Origin of the sequence: Bradyrhizobium sp. BR 1432, from assembly GCF_051547705.1 — a bacterium.
Classification (GTDB): Bacteria; Pseudomonadota; Alphaproteobacteria; order Rhizobiales; family Xanthobacteraceae; genus Bradyrhizobium; species Bradyrhizobium zhanjiangense.
Map to the genome: position 1 here is coordinate 2,439,469 of NZ_JBPUGF010000003.1, position 14,507 is coordinate 2,453,975.

Consider the following 14,507-nt stretch of genomic DNA (forward strand, 5'->3'; position numbering starts at 1 on the left):
GCAAGCGGGAGAGGCGGAGCAAACTCGCGGGTGGTCCCCGCGAAATGCATAAGCGATAGCCCTACGGGTGAGGGGGTACCGGTCTCACGCCGATCGCATCCGCGGAGAGAGGCCCCTCACCCCAACCCTCTCCCCGTAAGAACGGGGCGAGGGAGTGCAACGTCATCGCGGCTGCCGTTCAGCGTCCCCCCGCCAAAATCGCCTTCCCCACATCCTCATAGTGCGTGTCGCGCGCTTGTATCTGCTGCGCGATGGCGTGCATGTCGCGAAACCGTCGCTCGAACGGATTGCTGCGGAACACCGCGGTCGCGCCGGCCATGTGATAGGCGGCGTCGACCACCTTCGCCGATTGGTGGATGGTCCAGGTCGCGGCCAAGCGAACCGCGCTGCGATGCGCCGCACTGAACTCGCCGGTCGCGCAGAGATCGCGCCACATCGCATGCGCGGTCGCATAGAGATAGGCGCGCGCAGCGCGCAAGTCCCCCTCGGTGCGGCCGATCAGCCCCTGGACCGCGCCGTTGTCGCGCATGGCGCTGGCCGCGAGCGACTGATGTTTTCCACGCGCCAGTGCGATGGCCGTATCCAGTGTCGCCCGCGCCACGCCGAGCGAGACCGCGGCGAAGCCAAGGCTGAAGGTCGAGCCGGTACCGATCTTGTAGAGCGGACCCGTCTCGCGCAGCGCAAACGGCACGTCGCGAAACGCCGTAAAGCGCTCGGGAATGAAGAGGTCGCTGACCTCGTAGGAATCGGTGCCGGTGCCCGCAAGCCCGATCGCCTGCCACACGTCGTGCAGCACAGCGCTCGCGACCGGAAACAGGATGGTGCGCACCTCCGGCGACCCGTCGGCATTCCTCCGCGGCGTGCCGTCGGCATTGACGATACGCACATGCGCCCCCAGCCAGCTCGCCTGCCGCGAGCCCGAGGCAAAATCCCACCGCGCCGTGACGCGATAGCCGCCCTCGACCGCGCGCGCCTCATGCGCGATCGCACCCCAGGCGAGGATGCCGGGCGCGGTATTGAAGATCTCCTCCGCGGTGTCACGGTCGAGCGAGGCCGCGATCATCGCGCAGACGCTGCACTGGCCGAGGCACCAGGCGGTCGAGGCATCCGCCTTCGCGATCTCCTCCAGCATCTGCATGAAGATCTCGATCGGGGCTTCAGCGCCGCCGAGGCTTTGCGGGAGGAGGGCGCGATAGAGCCCGTTCTCGGTGAGGGCATTGACGACAGGAGGCGTCAGCCGCCGCGTGAGCTCGATCTCATTCGCTTCGCTCGCAATCAGCGGCGCGATGGCGCGGGCACGGTCGACCAAGCCGAATTCGGCAGTTGCGTTCATTGCTGCGTTTCCTCGCCCATTCTGCCGTGAGCGGTCAGGAACGCGATGGTCCTCTATTTGGTAGCGAGGATCAAGGTCACATCCAACTGCTTCACTCCATCCGATCGGGAGCCACGAAGACGGTAGGGACCACGCTTACTTCTTGCGCGGATCGTCGGCTGGATTGATGTAATCGATGCCTCCAGGACCGACAAACTGAACTTGGAGAACGGCCTCCTCGTTTCCGGTCCAGGCGTAGTGAGGGTGCTTTGCCGGATATACCCACAATGAGCCTGGCTTTAACAACTCGCCCTTCTTCTCGAACGTTTCGCCGTGACTAGTCCCGATATCGCCGCTTATGATGGTCACGACCTCGGAATAGGGATGAGTGTGCGGCGGCATCTGAAAATTAGGGGGAAATTTGATACGCAAGACAACCACATCCCCCGCTTTTGTTGAGTCTCCAACCAGCGTTGCGAGCTGGACACCTTTGGGAAAGCTCGGGTTTTCCTTCCACGCAAGTGCATCAGGGGTGACCCGCGTCGGCGTGTCTTGCGCGGTCGCTGGGAATGAGAACGCCACCAAGCCCGCTATCACCAAGAGCTTTTTCATGTGAGTTCCTCCCACGGTAATGTGGAGCAAGACACACATTAGAACTCCTTGGAGCTGACAGAGTCCAGCTCGTAGGATGGGTAGAGCGAAGCGAAACCCATCAAACCTCTTCCTCACAAATCGGATCGAGCTAACAGAGCATTACCAGATTCTGCGTCCGCCCATTTGGGCGATGGGTTTCGCAAGAACTCAACTCATCCTACGAGCTTTCCCGCAACATGGCCGGTACAACCTGTTCGACTGACTGCGGCGGGATTCCAAGCTCGGAAAATCCTGGCATTCCCACCGACGCGATGCTGTCGATCTGCATCAATTCCACCTGATTCCGTGTGATGGGTGGCCTTGGAAGCAGCTCCGAAATCCATCCTGCGACATGCCAAGCAGTAAACGGTACAGGAATCAGCACGGGGCTGCGGCCGGCTGCGTGCGCGACGGTTCTGAGAAGCTCTTCGTAGGTGTAGATGCGAGGACCCGCGCATTCATACGTGATTGCGTTCGATTCGGTGTTCAGAAGCGCTCTTGTGATCGCGTCGGCCACATCGTCAACATAGGCCGGCTGCAATCGCGTCGATCCGCGGCCGAACATCGGATAGATCGGATATCGGCGGAGCAGCTTGAGGATGATGGTGAGAAACGCGTCATCCGGGCCGAACATGACCGCCGGGCGAACCAGCGTAGCCTCAGGAAATGCTGCGCGGACCGCGAGTTCGCCTTCGCCACGCTTGCGAATATAGAGGGACGGCGAGGTGGCATCAGAGCCGATTCCGGAAACGTGGATGAGCCGCTTGACGCCCGCTCGATGTGCCCTGGCCGCCAATCGCCGGGCTGATTCCACATGCACGGAGTGAAAAGTCTCCTGTCCGTGTTCAACATAGAGGCTGACCGCGTTGATGGCGCCGTATGCGCCATCAACAGCAGCGGCTATCGAACCCTCGTCGCGTAGATCGACGTTCACGGATTGGAGGCGTGGGTCGTCGTGACCAAAAAGCTGTCTGCCTCGCTCGGGATGTCTTGATGCAATTCGAACGAAAAACTCGGGCGACCGGAGCAAATGTTGAACAACGCGGCGGCCGAGAAACCCCGTTCCACCGAACACCGTAACAAGGCGATTATTTGCGGGCGCCATAGCGCAACTCGTACTGAGATCGTCTCAAGTCAGCGGAGACCGCAGGCTCGTCGGTCGTCTATTCTCGCGAAAGCGGCGCCCAGCAACGGCAATCCGTTTCATCTCACCTCCCCGAGTGGGCGCCAAAATTCCCGAGGAAGGTGCGTGCAACACCGCCGAGTCTATTCCTGGCTCTACACACGATCGCGGAGGTCGGTCACGCCTTCCTTCTGGGCGCAGTGGTCGCAGCAATAGTAGGTGCCGCTCTTTTCCAGGCCGTGTCCTACGATGCGCGTTCCGCAATGCTTGCACGTTGGCGCCAAGGCATGGATTGCGCACTCGAAGCTGTCGAACGTGTGCGCCTGGCCGTTCATCACCACCTGAAAAGCCTTGTCATAGTCATTGCCGCAGGTTTCGCATGTCGACATTTGTGCCTCCTTCACGCCGCGCGGCGTTTGCGAGTTTGAGCGGCCTTCTTGGCTGACCTGGAACGTTCATCGGCCGGTGCGCTACGAACGGCGGAGTTCACCAATTGTTCCTATTCGACCTGACTTGCTTCAGATCGTCTCGGAGCCAGTGCGCACCGGCCGCTGAAACACCTCAGTTGGCATCCCGAGGGCAACTGTAGAGACGGGATCAAGTTGATTGGTCGAATCGTCAACTTGCGCCATGCCTTTTGAAAATCCGAAGTGCGCGCGATTTTTGCCAATGCAGTTTGCCGACTGCGGCGAATGTTTAGCCGGCATTCCCGCAAGGGGCTCGGACCTTTCGTCCTCTTGTGTAGCTGCAGAAATGCACCGCCGCTTTGGCTCGACGCAGACCTCCAAACTCCGCCTTGATGTCGGCTGATTGAAGCAAGGCTGACTCGTTGTGCTGAAAGCGAGTTCTTCGGAGTCTGACCCTCAACAGGCATTCCGGTCGGCATTTTGTTTGGCTCAGGAATATGCGCGGCGGGCCAGCACTATCCGCATTCCATCCGAGGCGGGCGACCTAGATCTGAGCCGCCCGCCGTTTGGATGAATGTCGTGCAGGAACCTTGCCCTACCTGGGATGTTGGAAAGCAACTGCAATACTCAGGAGGAACTCGTATGAGAACTCTGTTATTGGCCGGTGTAATGGCGGTTGCTGGTTTCGCTATCGCCACGCCGATCTCCATTGCGCCCGCGTCAGCTCAGGTTGCCGTTGAAACTCCGCTCGGCGGCGTGAGAGTGGGCCCGGAGCGGCGTTACTACCGAGAGTACGATCGACCCGCTTATCGCGCTTACGGATATGATCGCGGATATCGCGGTGGATGCCGCACCGTCACGATCGAGCGCGACGACGGTTCGGTTCGCAGGATCCGCCGTTGCGATTAGCGCTACCGGACTGGAAAATTGACGCCCGGCGCTCACAAAAGAGCGCCCGACCGAAGGAATTGGGAGCTATACTAAGGCCGCTTCAGTTGGCGGCCTCTTTCATTTTGCGAATGTCGCCTGTTGGCCCCTTAGCCGAACCAACGCTGATCCTGTTGTGATGTCGGCTATTGTGAAGGGTTTCGGATGCCGGCCGCATGACTGATGGCGCGGCACATTCGGCGGCCGGCGTCCGAAAGCCTCCAAGGGAGGAAACCGCGCATGGTGGGCAGGAAGGGTGCGGCGGGCTCTATGGGGATTTGAGCTCTGCGGGCGAACTGGCCGATGGAGTTCGAAGCAATGCAGCGAGCTGCGCGAGGGTAGCGGGGCTGGTGAATGATGGGTAGATGGCTTCGAACGTGATCAATCGTCGGCGGATTGGCGACGACAGCTGACCGTTGGGGCGTATGCCGTTGTGGCCGGTCGATGAGCGGCGGGCATGGCGAACTGCTTTGCAGAGCGACGGTTGCGCGCTCATGAGGTATCGATCCTGATGGCGCTGGTTGGCGGGGTCGCTTGATGGCGAGGCGTTGTGCCTTGTTCGAAGACCTCGATGACGATCATGCGGCCGCCGCAGCATGGACACGGCGGCCTGCCGCTGTCGACGACAGTCTCGGTCGGCTCATCCTTACGATCCTTGACGACGAGCAGTTCGCGCGCGCGTGCAACGTTGTCGGCGCAGGCGCTCCGCGCGAGCAGACCGTAGTGGCGGATGCGGTGGAAGCCCTTTGGCAGCACGTGGATGAGGAAGCGGCGGATGAACTCGTCTGCAGCGATCGTCATCCGCTTTTGACGGTCGTAGCCTTCGACCCGGTAATCCTTCCAGCTGAAGGTGACGCCGTGCCGGCCGAGGGCGATCAGGCGGCTGTTGGCGATAGCGACGCGGTGGGTATAGCGCGACAGATAGGCCAGCACGGCCTCGGGACCGCCAAACGGACGCTTGGCATAAACGACCCATTCCGTCTTGCGCGACGCTGTGAGCAACGCGGCGAATGATTGTGCTCCGGCGAGATGAGCGTCGTTGCCGAAGAAGCTCAGGCGCCCGGCCTGGTGGAGGGCGGCAAGGCGCTCGAGGAACAGCCGCCGAAACAGGCGTGAGAGCACACGCACCGGCAGGAAGAACCCTGGCCGGCAGGCCACCCAGCGCTGGCCGTCGGGCGAGATGCCGCCGCCCGGCACAATCATGTGGACGTGCGGGTGGTGGGTCATGGCCGAGCCCCAGGTGTGCAGCACGGACGTAATGCCGATCCTGGCGCCGAGATGCTTCGGGTCGGCGGCGATCGTCAGCATGGTCTCGGCCGAGACCTTGAACAGCAGATCGTAGATGGTGGCCCTGTTGTGATAGGCGATGTCGGCGATCCGGGCCGGCACCGTGAACACAACGTGATAATACGGCACCGGCAGCAGTTCGGCCTCACGGTCGGCGAGCCACTGCTTCGCCGCGGCGCCCTGGCACTTCGGGCAGTGCCGATTGCGGCAGGAATTGTAGGCGATGGACGTGTAGGCACAGTCCTCGCAGCGCGCGACATGGCCGCCGAGAGCTGCCGTGCGGCAACTCTCGATCGCCGACATCACCTTCAACTGGTCGAGGCTGACATGGCCGGCATGGGCGTGACGCCATGCCGGGCCATGGCTGCGGAAGATATCCGCAACCTCCAGAGCCGGGCGAGACATAGGTGCCCAGCGTCAGCCGGGCGGCCGCGCCTCCTTGAGCTTGAGAGCGATGTGCTCCAACGGGCTCATGACCTCGCTGATGGTCTTGGTGGCGACGCGGGTGTAGAGCGCGGTGGTATCGAGCTTGGCGTGGCCGAGCAGCACCTGGATGACGCGGACGTCGACGTTCTGCTCCAGGAGGTGAGTAGCGAAGCTGTGGCGCAATGTGTGCAGCGACACGCGCTTTTTGATCTCCGCCATCTGCACGGCGGCATGACAGGCACGATTGAGCTGGCGCGTCGTCATCTGCTGCGCCGGATCGCGGCCCGGGAACAGCCAGCCTTGCGGCCGAGCCATCTTCCACCAGGCCCGTAGCAGCGCGAGCAGGCTGGGCGACAGCATGACATTGCGGTCCTTGCCGCCCTTGCCCTGCTCGACGCGGATGATCATCCGCTTGCTGTCGATATCGGAGACCTTGAGCGAGACGACCTCGTTGGCACGCAGCCCGGCACCGTAGGCCACGCTGAGAGCCGCCTTGTATTTGAGCCCCGGTGCGGCATCGAGCAGCCGTGCCACTTCCTCCACGCTCAGTACCACCGGCAGCTTGCGTGCCTCGTGAATGAATTGAGTGTGCTCGATGATATCGTGGCGCTTCAAGGTGACTTTGAAAAAGAACCGCAACGTCGAGACAGCCTGGTTGATGGTCGGCACGCCGGCGCCGCCCGTCGCCAGATGCAGCTGATAGCGACGCACGTCCTCGAAGGTCGCAAGATCGGGTGATTGCCCGAGAAACGCGGCGAAATGCTTGACCCGTTGAACGTAGTCATGTTGGGTCTTGGCTGCGAACTTCCGGATCGTCATGTCTTCGATCATGCGCCGGCGCAGTGGGCTTACTGCCTCGTCGGTCATGGGGGGCTCCTGTCTTGGGTGAAGGTTGCGAACCCCTCATCTCAAGACAGGACGCCTCGTCGCGCTATCCTCTCAGCTGCGCTGCCAGCTACCATGCCCTACCGCGCGAGCGGTTTAGTCCTTTGTCGGTAGAGCGGCCGACGCGGGGCCGCGCTCGCTTCGACCGCCGCTTGTGACCCCAAACGGACATGCGCTGCTCACATTCAAACAAGTCAGGAATTGAGTGCGCCGTAAACGATGCCCAGTGTTACGCTGTAGGTTAGGAGCATTGCCACCGAGAACAGTGCGGGTGAAATGCCAAGTCCAACCTGGAGTGCGAATAGCCCAAGGCCGATCATAGGAAAGAACACCAGTCCCATAATCGCCCATCCGAGCACACCGTATATCATTCCTTTGATCGCACCGACGTTGCCTGGCAGCCATCGATAAAGACGTCCAAATATGAAACTGACGAAGGTTGAGCCATTCAGGAATGAAAGCAACCAAGGCACCACCGGATGGATTGCGGTGCCCGTTACATGGCTCAGTGTCGTCTGGAGACTTTCGTAGGGCTGGAATGACGGAAGCAGTTCAGCCCAAGATTTGAAATACATCAGCAGCGAATGCGTGATGCTTCCACACAACCCTGCAACAACTGCCTTCCACATCCTATCGCCTGAAGGCATGATATCGGTCGCCCATTCTCAGGGGTGGCTTTCCAGATGACCGCGCGGTCGCTGCTCCTCGTCGATCATGGACGCAATTCGACTGAAGGCGTCAGGCTGGCCTCCTCGGCTACCGGACCTTCGTCGATGTCCGCTTCGCCCCGAAACCGACCGCTTTTGTGCAATCGCAGCAAAAGACGCGAAGGGCCGATTTTGTTGCAAAAGTCGGCAGTGACCGGTGATGTGGTTCGGCTATTTCACTTGGGGCGACGGGGTTTGGTCTCGCGACCCGGACGCTCTCTACGCAACTTTTACGCTACGCAGTACACAGACCCGAGCGGGTGGCGGTCGCGCAACCAGCGATGCGAGCCGCCGTAGGTTCTGAGCAATGGCGGCCAGAACAAACTCGTCCTGGGCGCCCCGTGGGCCACGAAGCCGAAGCCGACCAAGCCTCAGGATGCGCTTCAAGTGCGCAAACCGCATCTCGATCTTCTTGCGCTGACGTCGCGACGTCTCGAAGCCCTCGGTGCCAGCGAACGACCGGGCGACGTCCCGGGCGTGCTCATGTATGTCGCGCGGGATCTTGCGCGATGGTTCTTTTGGACAGCACTGCGGTTTAAGTGGGCATGCGTCGCAGTCGAGCTTGCTCGCACGATACAGAAGCGTTTTGCCCTCGTGCACGGTGCCGCTCGTCCCGAGCCGCTTTCCGCCCGGACAATGGTAGACGTCGCTGGTCGGATCATATCGAAAGTCGCTGCGCGAGAAGGTACCGTCATCTCGCTTCGACTTGTCGAACACGGGGATATGTGGCGCGATGCCCTTCTCCTCCACCAGCCAGTTCAGCATCGGAGCAGCCCCGTAAGCGGTATCCCCGACAAGCCGCTCTGGCTTGAGACCAAAGCGCTCCTCTGTTCGTTCGATCATTGTCCTCGCCGCTCCGACCTCGGCCTGGCGAATGGCGCGGGACGCCTCAACATCAACGATAACGCCGAACTTCACGTCGATGAGATAATTGTCGGAGTAAGCGAAGAATGCCGGTCCCTTGTGAGCTCCGGTCCACTGGGCCGCGGGATCGGACGGCGAGATGAACTTCGGGACAACGTCACTGGCCGCACCCCACGCCGTATCGTCGAGGGTCGCCAGATACTCCTTCACCGCGCGGCTTGACCTCGCCGGATCACGATCCCTGCGCCAATCCTGACCCGCGATCGAGCGCTGCTTGTTGGCATCTGCCTGGATCAGGCTCGCGTCTACCGCAAAACCTTCGCCACCAACCAGACCGGCTACAATGCACGCCCCGACAATATGTTCGAATACGCGACGAACGACATCTCCCTCGCGGAAGCGCTCATTGCGGGCCCGCGAGAAGGCCGAATGATCCGGGATAGCATCCTCGATACCGAGCTTGCAGAACCACCGATAGGCGAGGTTCACCTGCACTTCACGGCAGAGCAGGCGCTCCGAGCGGATCGCGAAGACATACCCCACGATCAGCATCCGGATCATCAGTTCCGGATCAATCGACGGGCGACCCATGGACGAATAATGAGGAGCTAGTTCGCTGCGAAGCCAGGACAGATCGAGAGCAGCATCGATCTTCCGAACGAGATGATCTTCAGGAACCGCGTCGCCAAGATGAAACTCGTAGAACAGTTGACCTTGGTCACTCTTCAGACGGCCCATCATGGATCGACCTCGTCGCGATTCGCGTCAACACAACGGAATCACGCTTGCCGGCTCGTCTCAACTGACTTTTGCAACAAAATCGGCCATGAGCCGACATCGCTCCAATCAAGCGGCGATACTTGTCAGGCTCCTTGGCGGCCGTAGGGGAAGCAGCGGTTGCGATCGAGTGTGAGACCGAAATGCGCTCCCAGTGCAGCGATGGCCGCGTCGTGCTGAGGATAAGGATCGGCATTGGATGCGGCAACGATGATGATCCGGAACCCGCCGCGATCCTTGCCACCGGGTGGCAGCATCGCTGTCGTCAGTGCATTGCCCTCCCTGTCGCGCAGCGTGAGGAAAAGCGGCATCTCTCGCTGTATATGGGCCTCGAGGCCGATGTCGCGCTCGATCGCGTTGGGCCGCTCGGGACGCCAGGACTGGACTGCCTTCTCCCGCTCGCGGCGGAAATATTTCTCAACTGTGTGACCCATCAGGCGCGACTCATGCATCGCTTCACCTTCCGTCTCGATACGGAACCAGGTCTTGCCCTTCGGTGCGTCGCAAACATACTGCATTTCGCCCGTCCTGCGATCGCCGCAATTCTAGGCCGGCGGGCCTGCAAAGCCAATATGAGACTCGCTCCTGCCGCACGATCAGGGGGGCTAAGAGTTCTTGATTGGACGTTGAAGTTCTAGTGAGCCCAAACAATACTAGGTCGACCGGAATAAATCCTCTTCAAGGAGCGTCCCGATGCCTGACGTAAGGGAAAAGCAACGCGAAGCCCGCCGGAAGATCATTCGCCAATGGGCGAAGCTTCCGAAGGATAAACGGCAGTCTATGGAGGGGATTTCCGAATTCGCCAGGACCGCCGCTCAGCAGAACGAGAACGCATTCGTCCGCAGTCGTCGCGATCCGTATCAGAAGATCATGGGATGGCTATTGCCGCGTGCTCATCTCTGAACGACGAGTCCTCTGCACATCCTATGCCCCGTTAGCGACCGGGATCGCGCGGCAGTGCAATGTCGCGAAGGGCCAATAGGTGACGTTCGAAATGAAAAAGGCCGCCAACCGAGGCGGCTTACTTTTGCACCTCCAGCTCTGCCAGGATTTTCGTGAGCGTCTCAAGCAAGCGTAAGGCGCGGGTCGCTGGGCGACCTTCGCACAGCGCTTCGCTCACCTCTTCAGTTTCGCAATCGATACGGGCCCGAACTCGCGAGATCAGCTCGGCGCGGCGCTCCGGATTGTCGATTAGAATGAGCATCGCGTTGCTTCGCTATTAAGCAGGCGGGAGCGTGGGGGCAGCACTCGGCGCTGCATCATCGGCGTCAAGGATCGCGACCTTGCGACCGAGTTGCCATATCTCGACGCCGTGGCGATTGATCAAGCGCCGTGCGGCCTTGACAGCGGCTTCATCACTGGCCGCCTCAATCACCCGCGCATCGCAGATGTGCCCATCCTCGCCGATAATAAATGCTCGGTATCCGACCATATTGAATTGCTGCTCCGCGCTAGGTTGGCGGCGGCAATTCCTTGGACGAAGCCAGTCGTTGACGCGGGAAGCGGTCTCGGCTTGGCGCGCACGACGCAAAAGTCCTTCGCGTTCAACGCCGGGCGGAGTGGCTTGGGCCCGCTGGCGCAGACGTTCTGCCTGTTCGAGCAGCCGCTGTTCGAGGGTGCTGGTTTGTTTGAAACGGCGTCGCATCGGCGCTGCTCCATTTAAGTTGGGGCGGGAGCGCAACCGGCGTTCTCTTCACCGATAACTGCCTTAAGGACGGTGCGGTGATCGAAGAAGTAAATACCCGTTATGTCTGGTTGTCGACGTAAATATTCGCGAGCTCGAAAGAAATGCTAGGAACTATTTCGCTTGAGAAGGCCATAGCATTCGCACGATAAATCTCGCACGAGGCTGCGATCCAGGATCTGAAGTTTTCCCCGCGAATAGGCAATGGCTCCTCGTTTTTGCAGCCTGTTTGCGACATCCGTGACGTATGTGCGGTGCACGCCCAACATCTCAGACAGTAGCTCCTGTTTCAGTACGAAGTGATCGCTTTCCGCGCGGTCCGCCGTGTGGAGCAACCACCGGCAGAAGCGCTGTTCGACGCCATGCAGCGAATTACAGGCAGCTGTCATCCTGGTTTGGTCGAGCAACACGTCAGCACTCCTGACACACAGCTTCGCCATAGGCGCGCTGTGCGTCACCAAGTTCCGAAACTCCTTCGCTGAAATTTTCAAGGCTTGAACCGGTAGCTGGGCGACGACGCGAACGAGGGACGTGCGCGGGGGCCCAAAGCCCGCACGGGCTCCGATCATGCCTTCCCGCCCGACGACGGAGGTTTCGGCCGTCCGACCATCTTTCAGCACGACCAAAAGCGAGAACATGCCCGATAGCGGGAAGTGAACGGCCGTGACTTCCTGCCCCTCCTTTTGAACAACATCGCCTTGGGCATATCCGACGACCGACGACCTCTCCCTTACAGACTCGAGGTCCCGTCGGGGAAGAAGGGCTAAGAGCTTGTTGCGAAGAGGATCATCCACTTGCGCACCTATCGCCCGATCGGTCGGGCCGGTCCGCAGGGGTAAATCAACGCTCCGAGGGCGCTACCACGGAAGGGGTACGTGACGACAAAGTCGGATGAGGTCGATCCGTTCCTCACAATTCTTACGTTGCCGTGCAGGGGTCCCGGCAATCGTCCGTGCGCTCTGGATACCTAAACGGGAGCCTGGTGGATGATAGTTGAGGTCCGTTTGGGGTCATTTTCGTCGGTTTAATGAAGTTTTCGGCTGATCGATGTCCGCTTTTGCCCATGAGCGCCGAACCGAGGGCCGCGTCACGGACGTTGCGTTAGGCCGGACCCCAACGCGCTACGACAGGCTTGCCGCCAACTACCTTGCCTTTGTTCAACTTGCGTCAATCAGGCTATGGCTGCGCGTTGATCGGAAGCAATGAGACCACTAACCAAAAGCAGCCAATCCTGTCGAACGTCGAGGAGGATAGCAGCGCTACCAAGGCAGCCCCCGCGCCCGTCATCCCGGGTCGCACGTAGCGCGAGCCCGGCATCCATCGTGTGCGGCAAGCAAGGCGGACGACCGGGCGCGCGGAATGACGGTATTATTTGTTTTTGTCGCCCATGTGGTGAGGCGTCGAGGTGCTGGGTCCGCCGGTGTAATGATGACCGCCCGATGAAGTCTTCGTTGAAGCGCCGGTGGTCTCCTTCTTGCTGCCCATGTGATGCGGGACTTCGGTCTTCGGCCCGCCGCTGTAGTGATGGCCGTTCTTCTCTTTGTCCGTGGTTTGAGCCATCGCAGGAACGGCCAGCAGGGACACGACGCCAATGGCGGCGACGAATTTCTTGGTGATCATGTTCGGTTCTCCGGATTGCGGGAGTTACATGGTAGGCCTCCGCGGCAGATCGGCTTTGAGCAATGTCAAGGGATGAGCTTCGTAGCTCTGTCGCCGCGTCTTGAGAGCCGTTGATCTGCGTCAACAATGATCGCAGCGCTGCTCCTATGCTCCGAAGAACATAGGAGCGTGCCGATGTCGGTACAGGACCATTCCCGGTATGGAGAGCCCTCGCAGGAGGGCATGTCCGTCAAAGCCAAGGCCGGTCTGGTCCTGATCGGATTCCTGGCCATCGCTGGTGCGCTTCTGTTTACCGAGCACAGAGCCCATGTGCTCGGCCTCCTGGTTTGGTTGCCGCTCCTCGCCTGTCCCCTGATGCACCTCTTTATGCACGGCGGACACCATCACGGCAGCGGCCGGCCGAACGATTCGAGGAGCGCGTGATGCACGACGCCGCGCCCGCCTACGGCCTCTGGAGCCTCGTCATCGTCAACTCGGCGGTGTTCATCCAGTTCGCCTACAGCTTCTTCAAGCCGCAGACCTCCCGCGACTGGCGCTCCTTCGGCGCTTTCAGCGCGTTTCTGGTGGCGCTGTTCGTCGAAATGTACGGCTTCCCGCTCACCATCTACTTTCTTTCGGGCTGGCTGCAGTCGCGCTACCCGAATGTCGATTGGTTCTCGCATGATGCCGGCCACCTGCTCGAGATGATGTTCGGTTGGAAGACGAATCCGCACGCCGGACCCTTCCACATTCTCAGTTTCATCTTGATCGGCGCCGGGTTCGTCCTGATCTCCGCCGCCTGGAAAGTGCTCTACGACGCGCAGCAGACCCGCAGCTTAGCCACCACCGGCCCCTACAACTACGTCCGCCACCCGCAATATGTCGGCTTCGTGCTGGTAATGTTCGGCTTCCTGTTGCAATGGCCAACGCTTCTGACGCTGGCGATGTTTCCGGTGCTGACCGTCATGTATGTGAAGCTTGCCAGAGACGAGGAGCGCGAGGCCCGGGCCGAGTTCGGCGAGACCTATGAGCGGTACGCTGCGCAGGTGCCGGCGTTCTTTCCCCATCTCAACCGGCAATCCGGTCAGGGCTCTTCCGGCGGCTATCGTCACGGCTGACCCTCGCGCGAGGAGATGCCCGCGAACGGCACTGGCTTGAAAGGACGTCGATGGGCGTGCCAGTCTTCACCGCGAAAGCGCTGACCAAGACCTACGTCTCCGGCGAGGTGATGGTGCACGCCCTCAACGCGGTCGACCTCGATATCACCGAGAAGGAGGTGGTCGTGCTGCTCGGTCCCTCCGGAAGCGGCAAGACGACCTTGCTCAACATCATGGGCGGTCTCGACCGGCCGACCAGCGGCAGGCTGTTCTTCCGCGACCTTGACCTGACGGATCTCGAGGAGCGCGAGCTGACGAAGTATCGTCGCGACCATGTCGGCTTCGTCTTCCAGTTCTACAATTTGGTGCCGAGCCTCACCGCTTACGAAAACGTCGCACTGGTCACCGAGGTCGCCCAGCACCCGATGCGGCCAGCCAACGCGCTGGCTCTCGTCGGGCTCGAGGAGCGGATGCATCATTTCCCTGCCCAGCTCTCCGGCGGCGAGCAGCAGCGCGTCGCCATCGCACGCGCGATCGCGAAACGACCGGCGGTGCTGCTGTGCGACGAGCCGACCGGGGCGCTGGACTCGAAGACGGGCATTCGCGTCATCGAAGCGCTGCTCGGGGTGAACCGGCAGCTCGGCACCACCACGGTCATCATCACCCACAATGCCAGCATCCAGGAGGTCGCCGACCGGGTGCTGTTCTTCGCCGACGGGCGGATCTCCCGGATCCAGAAGAACGCGAGCCGGCGGCAAGCCGCCGAGCTCACCTGGTGA

The 14,507-nt window shown here is 60.9% G+C and carries 16 protein-coding genes; 4 read left to right on the plus strand and 12 right to left on the minus strand.

All coding sequences use genetic code 11. The features are described from left to right. Positions 1–178: 178 nt before the first annotated feature. From ACSKB8_RS11645 to ACSKB8_RS11685, 9 genes are all read right to left on the minus strand, one after another. Positions 179–1,333: an acyl-CoA dehydrogenase family protein gene (locus tag ACSKB8_RS11645; protein ID WP_438104190.1), complete on the minus strand. Its 1,155-nt coding sequence runs from the start codon at positions 1,331–1,333 to the stop codon at positions 179–181. 135 nt (positions 1,334–1,468) lie between these two features. Continuing rightward, complete coding sequence (locus ACSKB8_RS11650) at positions 1,469–1,924, minus strand: cupin domain-containing protein (protein WP_438104192.1); 456 nt, start codon at positions 1,922–1,924, stop codon at positions 1,469–1,471. 199 nt (positions 1,925–2,123) lie between these two features. Then, positions 2,124–3,050, minus strand: a complete 927-nt coding sequence (locus ACSKB8_RS11655; protein WP_438104193.1) for a complex I NDUFA9 subunit family protein — start codon at positions 3,048–3,050, stop codon at positions 2,124–2,126. A 173-nt stretch (positions 3,051–3,223) separates the two neighbouring features. Further along, positions 3,224–3,457 (minus strand): hypothetical protein, encoded by a 234-nt coding sequence (locus ACSKB8_RS11660; RefSeq protein WP_247276393.1) that lies wholly within the window; start codon positions 3,455–3,457, stop codon positions 3,224–3,226. 1,437 nt (positions 3,458–4,894) lie between these two features. Further along, entirely contained in the window at positions 4,895–6,094 is a 1,200-nt protein-coding gene (locus tag ACSKB8_RS11665; protein WP_438104195.1) for an IS91 family transposase, read from the minus strand. 12 nt (positions 6,095–6,106) lie between these two features. After that, the gene (locus ACSKB8_RS11670) at positions 6,107–6,982 is read right to left on the minus strand and encodes a tyrosine-type recombinase/integrase (protein ID WP_438104197.1); all 876 of its coding nucleotides are present in this window, start codon (positions 6,980–6,982) and stop codon (positions 6,107–6,109) included. Between the two features lie 212 nt (positions 6,983–7,194). Next, positions 7,195–7,629: a DUF6789 family protein gene (locus ACSKB8_RS11675; protein WP_438104198.1), complete on the minus strand. Its 435-nt coding sequence runs from the start codon at positions 7,627–7,629 to the stop codon at positions 7,195–7,197. A 297-nt stretch (positions 7,630–7,926) separates the two neighbouring features. Then, complete coding sequence (locus ACSKB8_RS11680; RefSeq protein ID WP_438104200.1) at positions 7,927–9,312, minus strand: transposase; 1,386 nt, start codon at positions 9,310–9,312, stop codon at positions 7,927–7,929. A 122-nt stretch (positions 9,313–9,434) separates the two neighbouring features. Next, the gene (locus ACSKB8_RS11685) at positions 9,435–9,866 is read right to left on the minus strand and encodes a hypothetical protein (protein WP_438104202.1); all 432 of its coding nucleotides are present in this window, start codon (positions 9,864–9,866) and stop codon (positions 9,435–9,437) included. A 175-nt stretch (positions 9,867–10,041) separates the two neighbouring features. On the opposite strand from ACSKB8_RS11685, the gene ACSKB8_RS11690 reads away from it, so the two are divergent. After that, entirely contained in the window at positions 10,042–10,251 is a 210-nt protein-coding gene (locus ACSKB8_RS11690; RefSeq protein ID WP_063707793.1) for a hypothetical protein, read from the plus strand. A gap of 316 nt (positions 10,252–10,567) precedes the next feature. Here the strand turns inward: ACSKB8_RS11690 and ACSKB8_RS11695 are convergent, their stop codons facing one another. The 3 genes from ACSKB8_RS11695 to ACSKB8_RS11705 all read right to left on the minus strand — a co-directional run bounded on the left by ACSKB8_RS11695 (position 10,568) and on the right by ACSKB8_RS11705 (position 12,652). Further along, on the minus strand, positions 10,568–10,993 hold the full coding sequence (locus ACSKB8_RS11695) for a hypothetical protein (protein WP_438104204.1): 426 nt from the start codon (positions 10,991–10,993) through the stop codon (positions 10,568–10,570). 146 nt (positions 10,994–11,139) lie between these two features. Next, positions 11,140–11,826: a Crp/Fnr family transcriptional regulator gene (locus ACSKB8_RS11700; protein WP_438104206.1), complete on the minus strand. Its 687-nt coding sequence runs from the start codon at positions 11,824–11,826 to the stop codon at positions 11,140–11,142. Positions 11,827–12,400: 574 nt separating this feature from the next. Next, positions 12,401–12,652: a hypothetical protein gene (locus ACSKB8_RS11705; RefSeq protein WP_438104207.1), complete on the minus strand. Its 252-nt coding sequence runs from the start codon at positions 12,650–12,652 to the stop codon at positions 12,401–12,403. A 174-nt stretch (positions 12,653–12,826) separates the two neighbouring features. Between ACSKB8_RS11705 and ACSKB8_RS11710 the strand changes: the two genes are divergently transcribed. The 3 genes from ACSKB8_RS11710 to ACSKB8_RS11720 are packed head-to-tail and all read left to right on the plus strand — an operon-like array spanning position 12,827 to position 14,507. Next, on the plus strand, positions 12,827–13,075 hold the full coding sequence (locus ACSKB8_RS11710) for a DUF2933 domain-containing protein (RefSeq protein ID WP_438104209.1): 249 nt from the start codon (positions 12,827–12,829) through the stop codon (positions 13,073–13,075). Then, a complete protein-coding gene (locus ACSKB8_RS11715; RefSeq protein ID WP_438104211.1) occupies positions 13,075–13,749 on the plus strand; it encodes a methyltransferase family protein in 675 nt (224 codons plus the stop codon). Before ACSKB8_RS11710 ends, ACSKB8_RS11715 begins: the two co-directional genes overlap by 1 nt. 50 nt (positions 13,750–13,799) lie before the next feature. After that, positions 13,800–14,507 carry an ABC transporter ATP-binding protein gene (locus ACSKB8_RS11720; RefSeq protein ID WP_438104213.1) on the plus strand — a complete coding sequence of 236 codons (708 nt, stop codon included), beginning with the start codon at positions 13,800–13,802 and terminating at the stop codon, positions 14,505–14,507.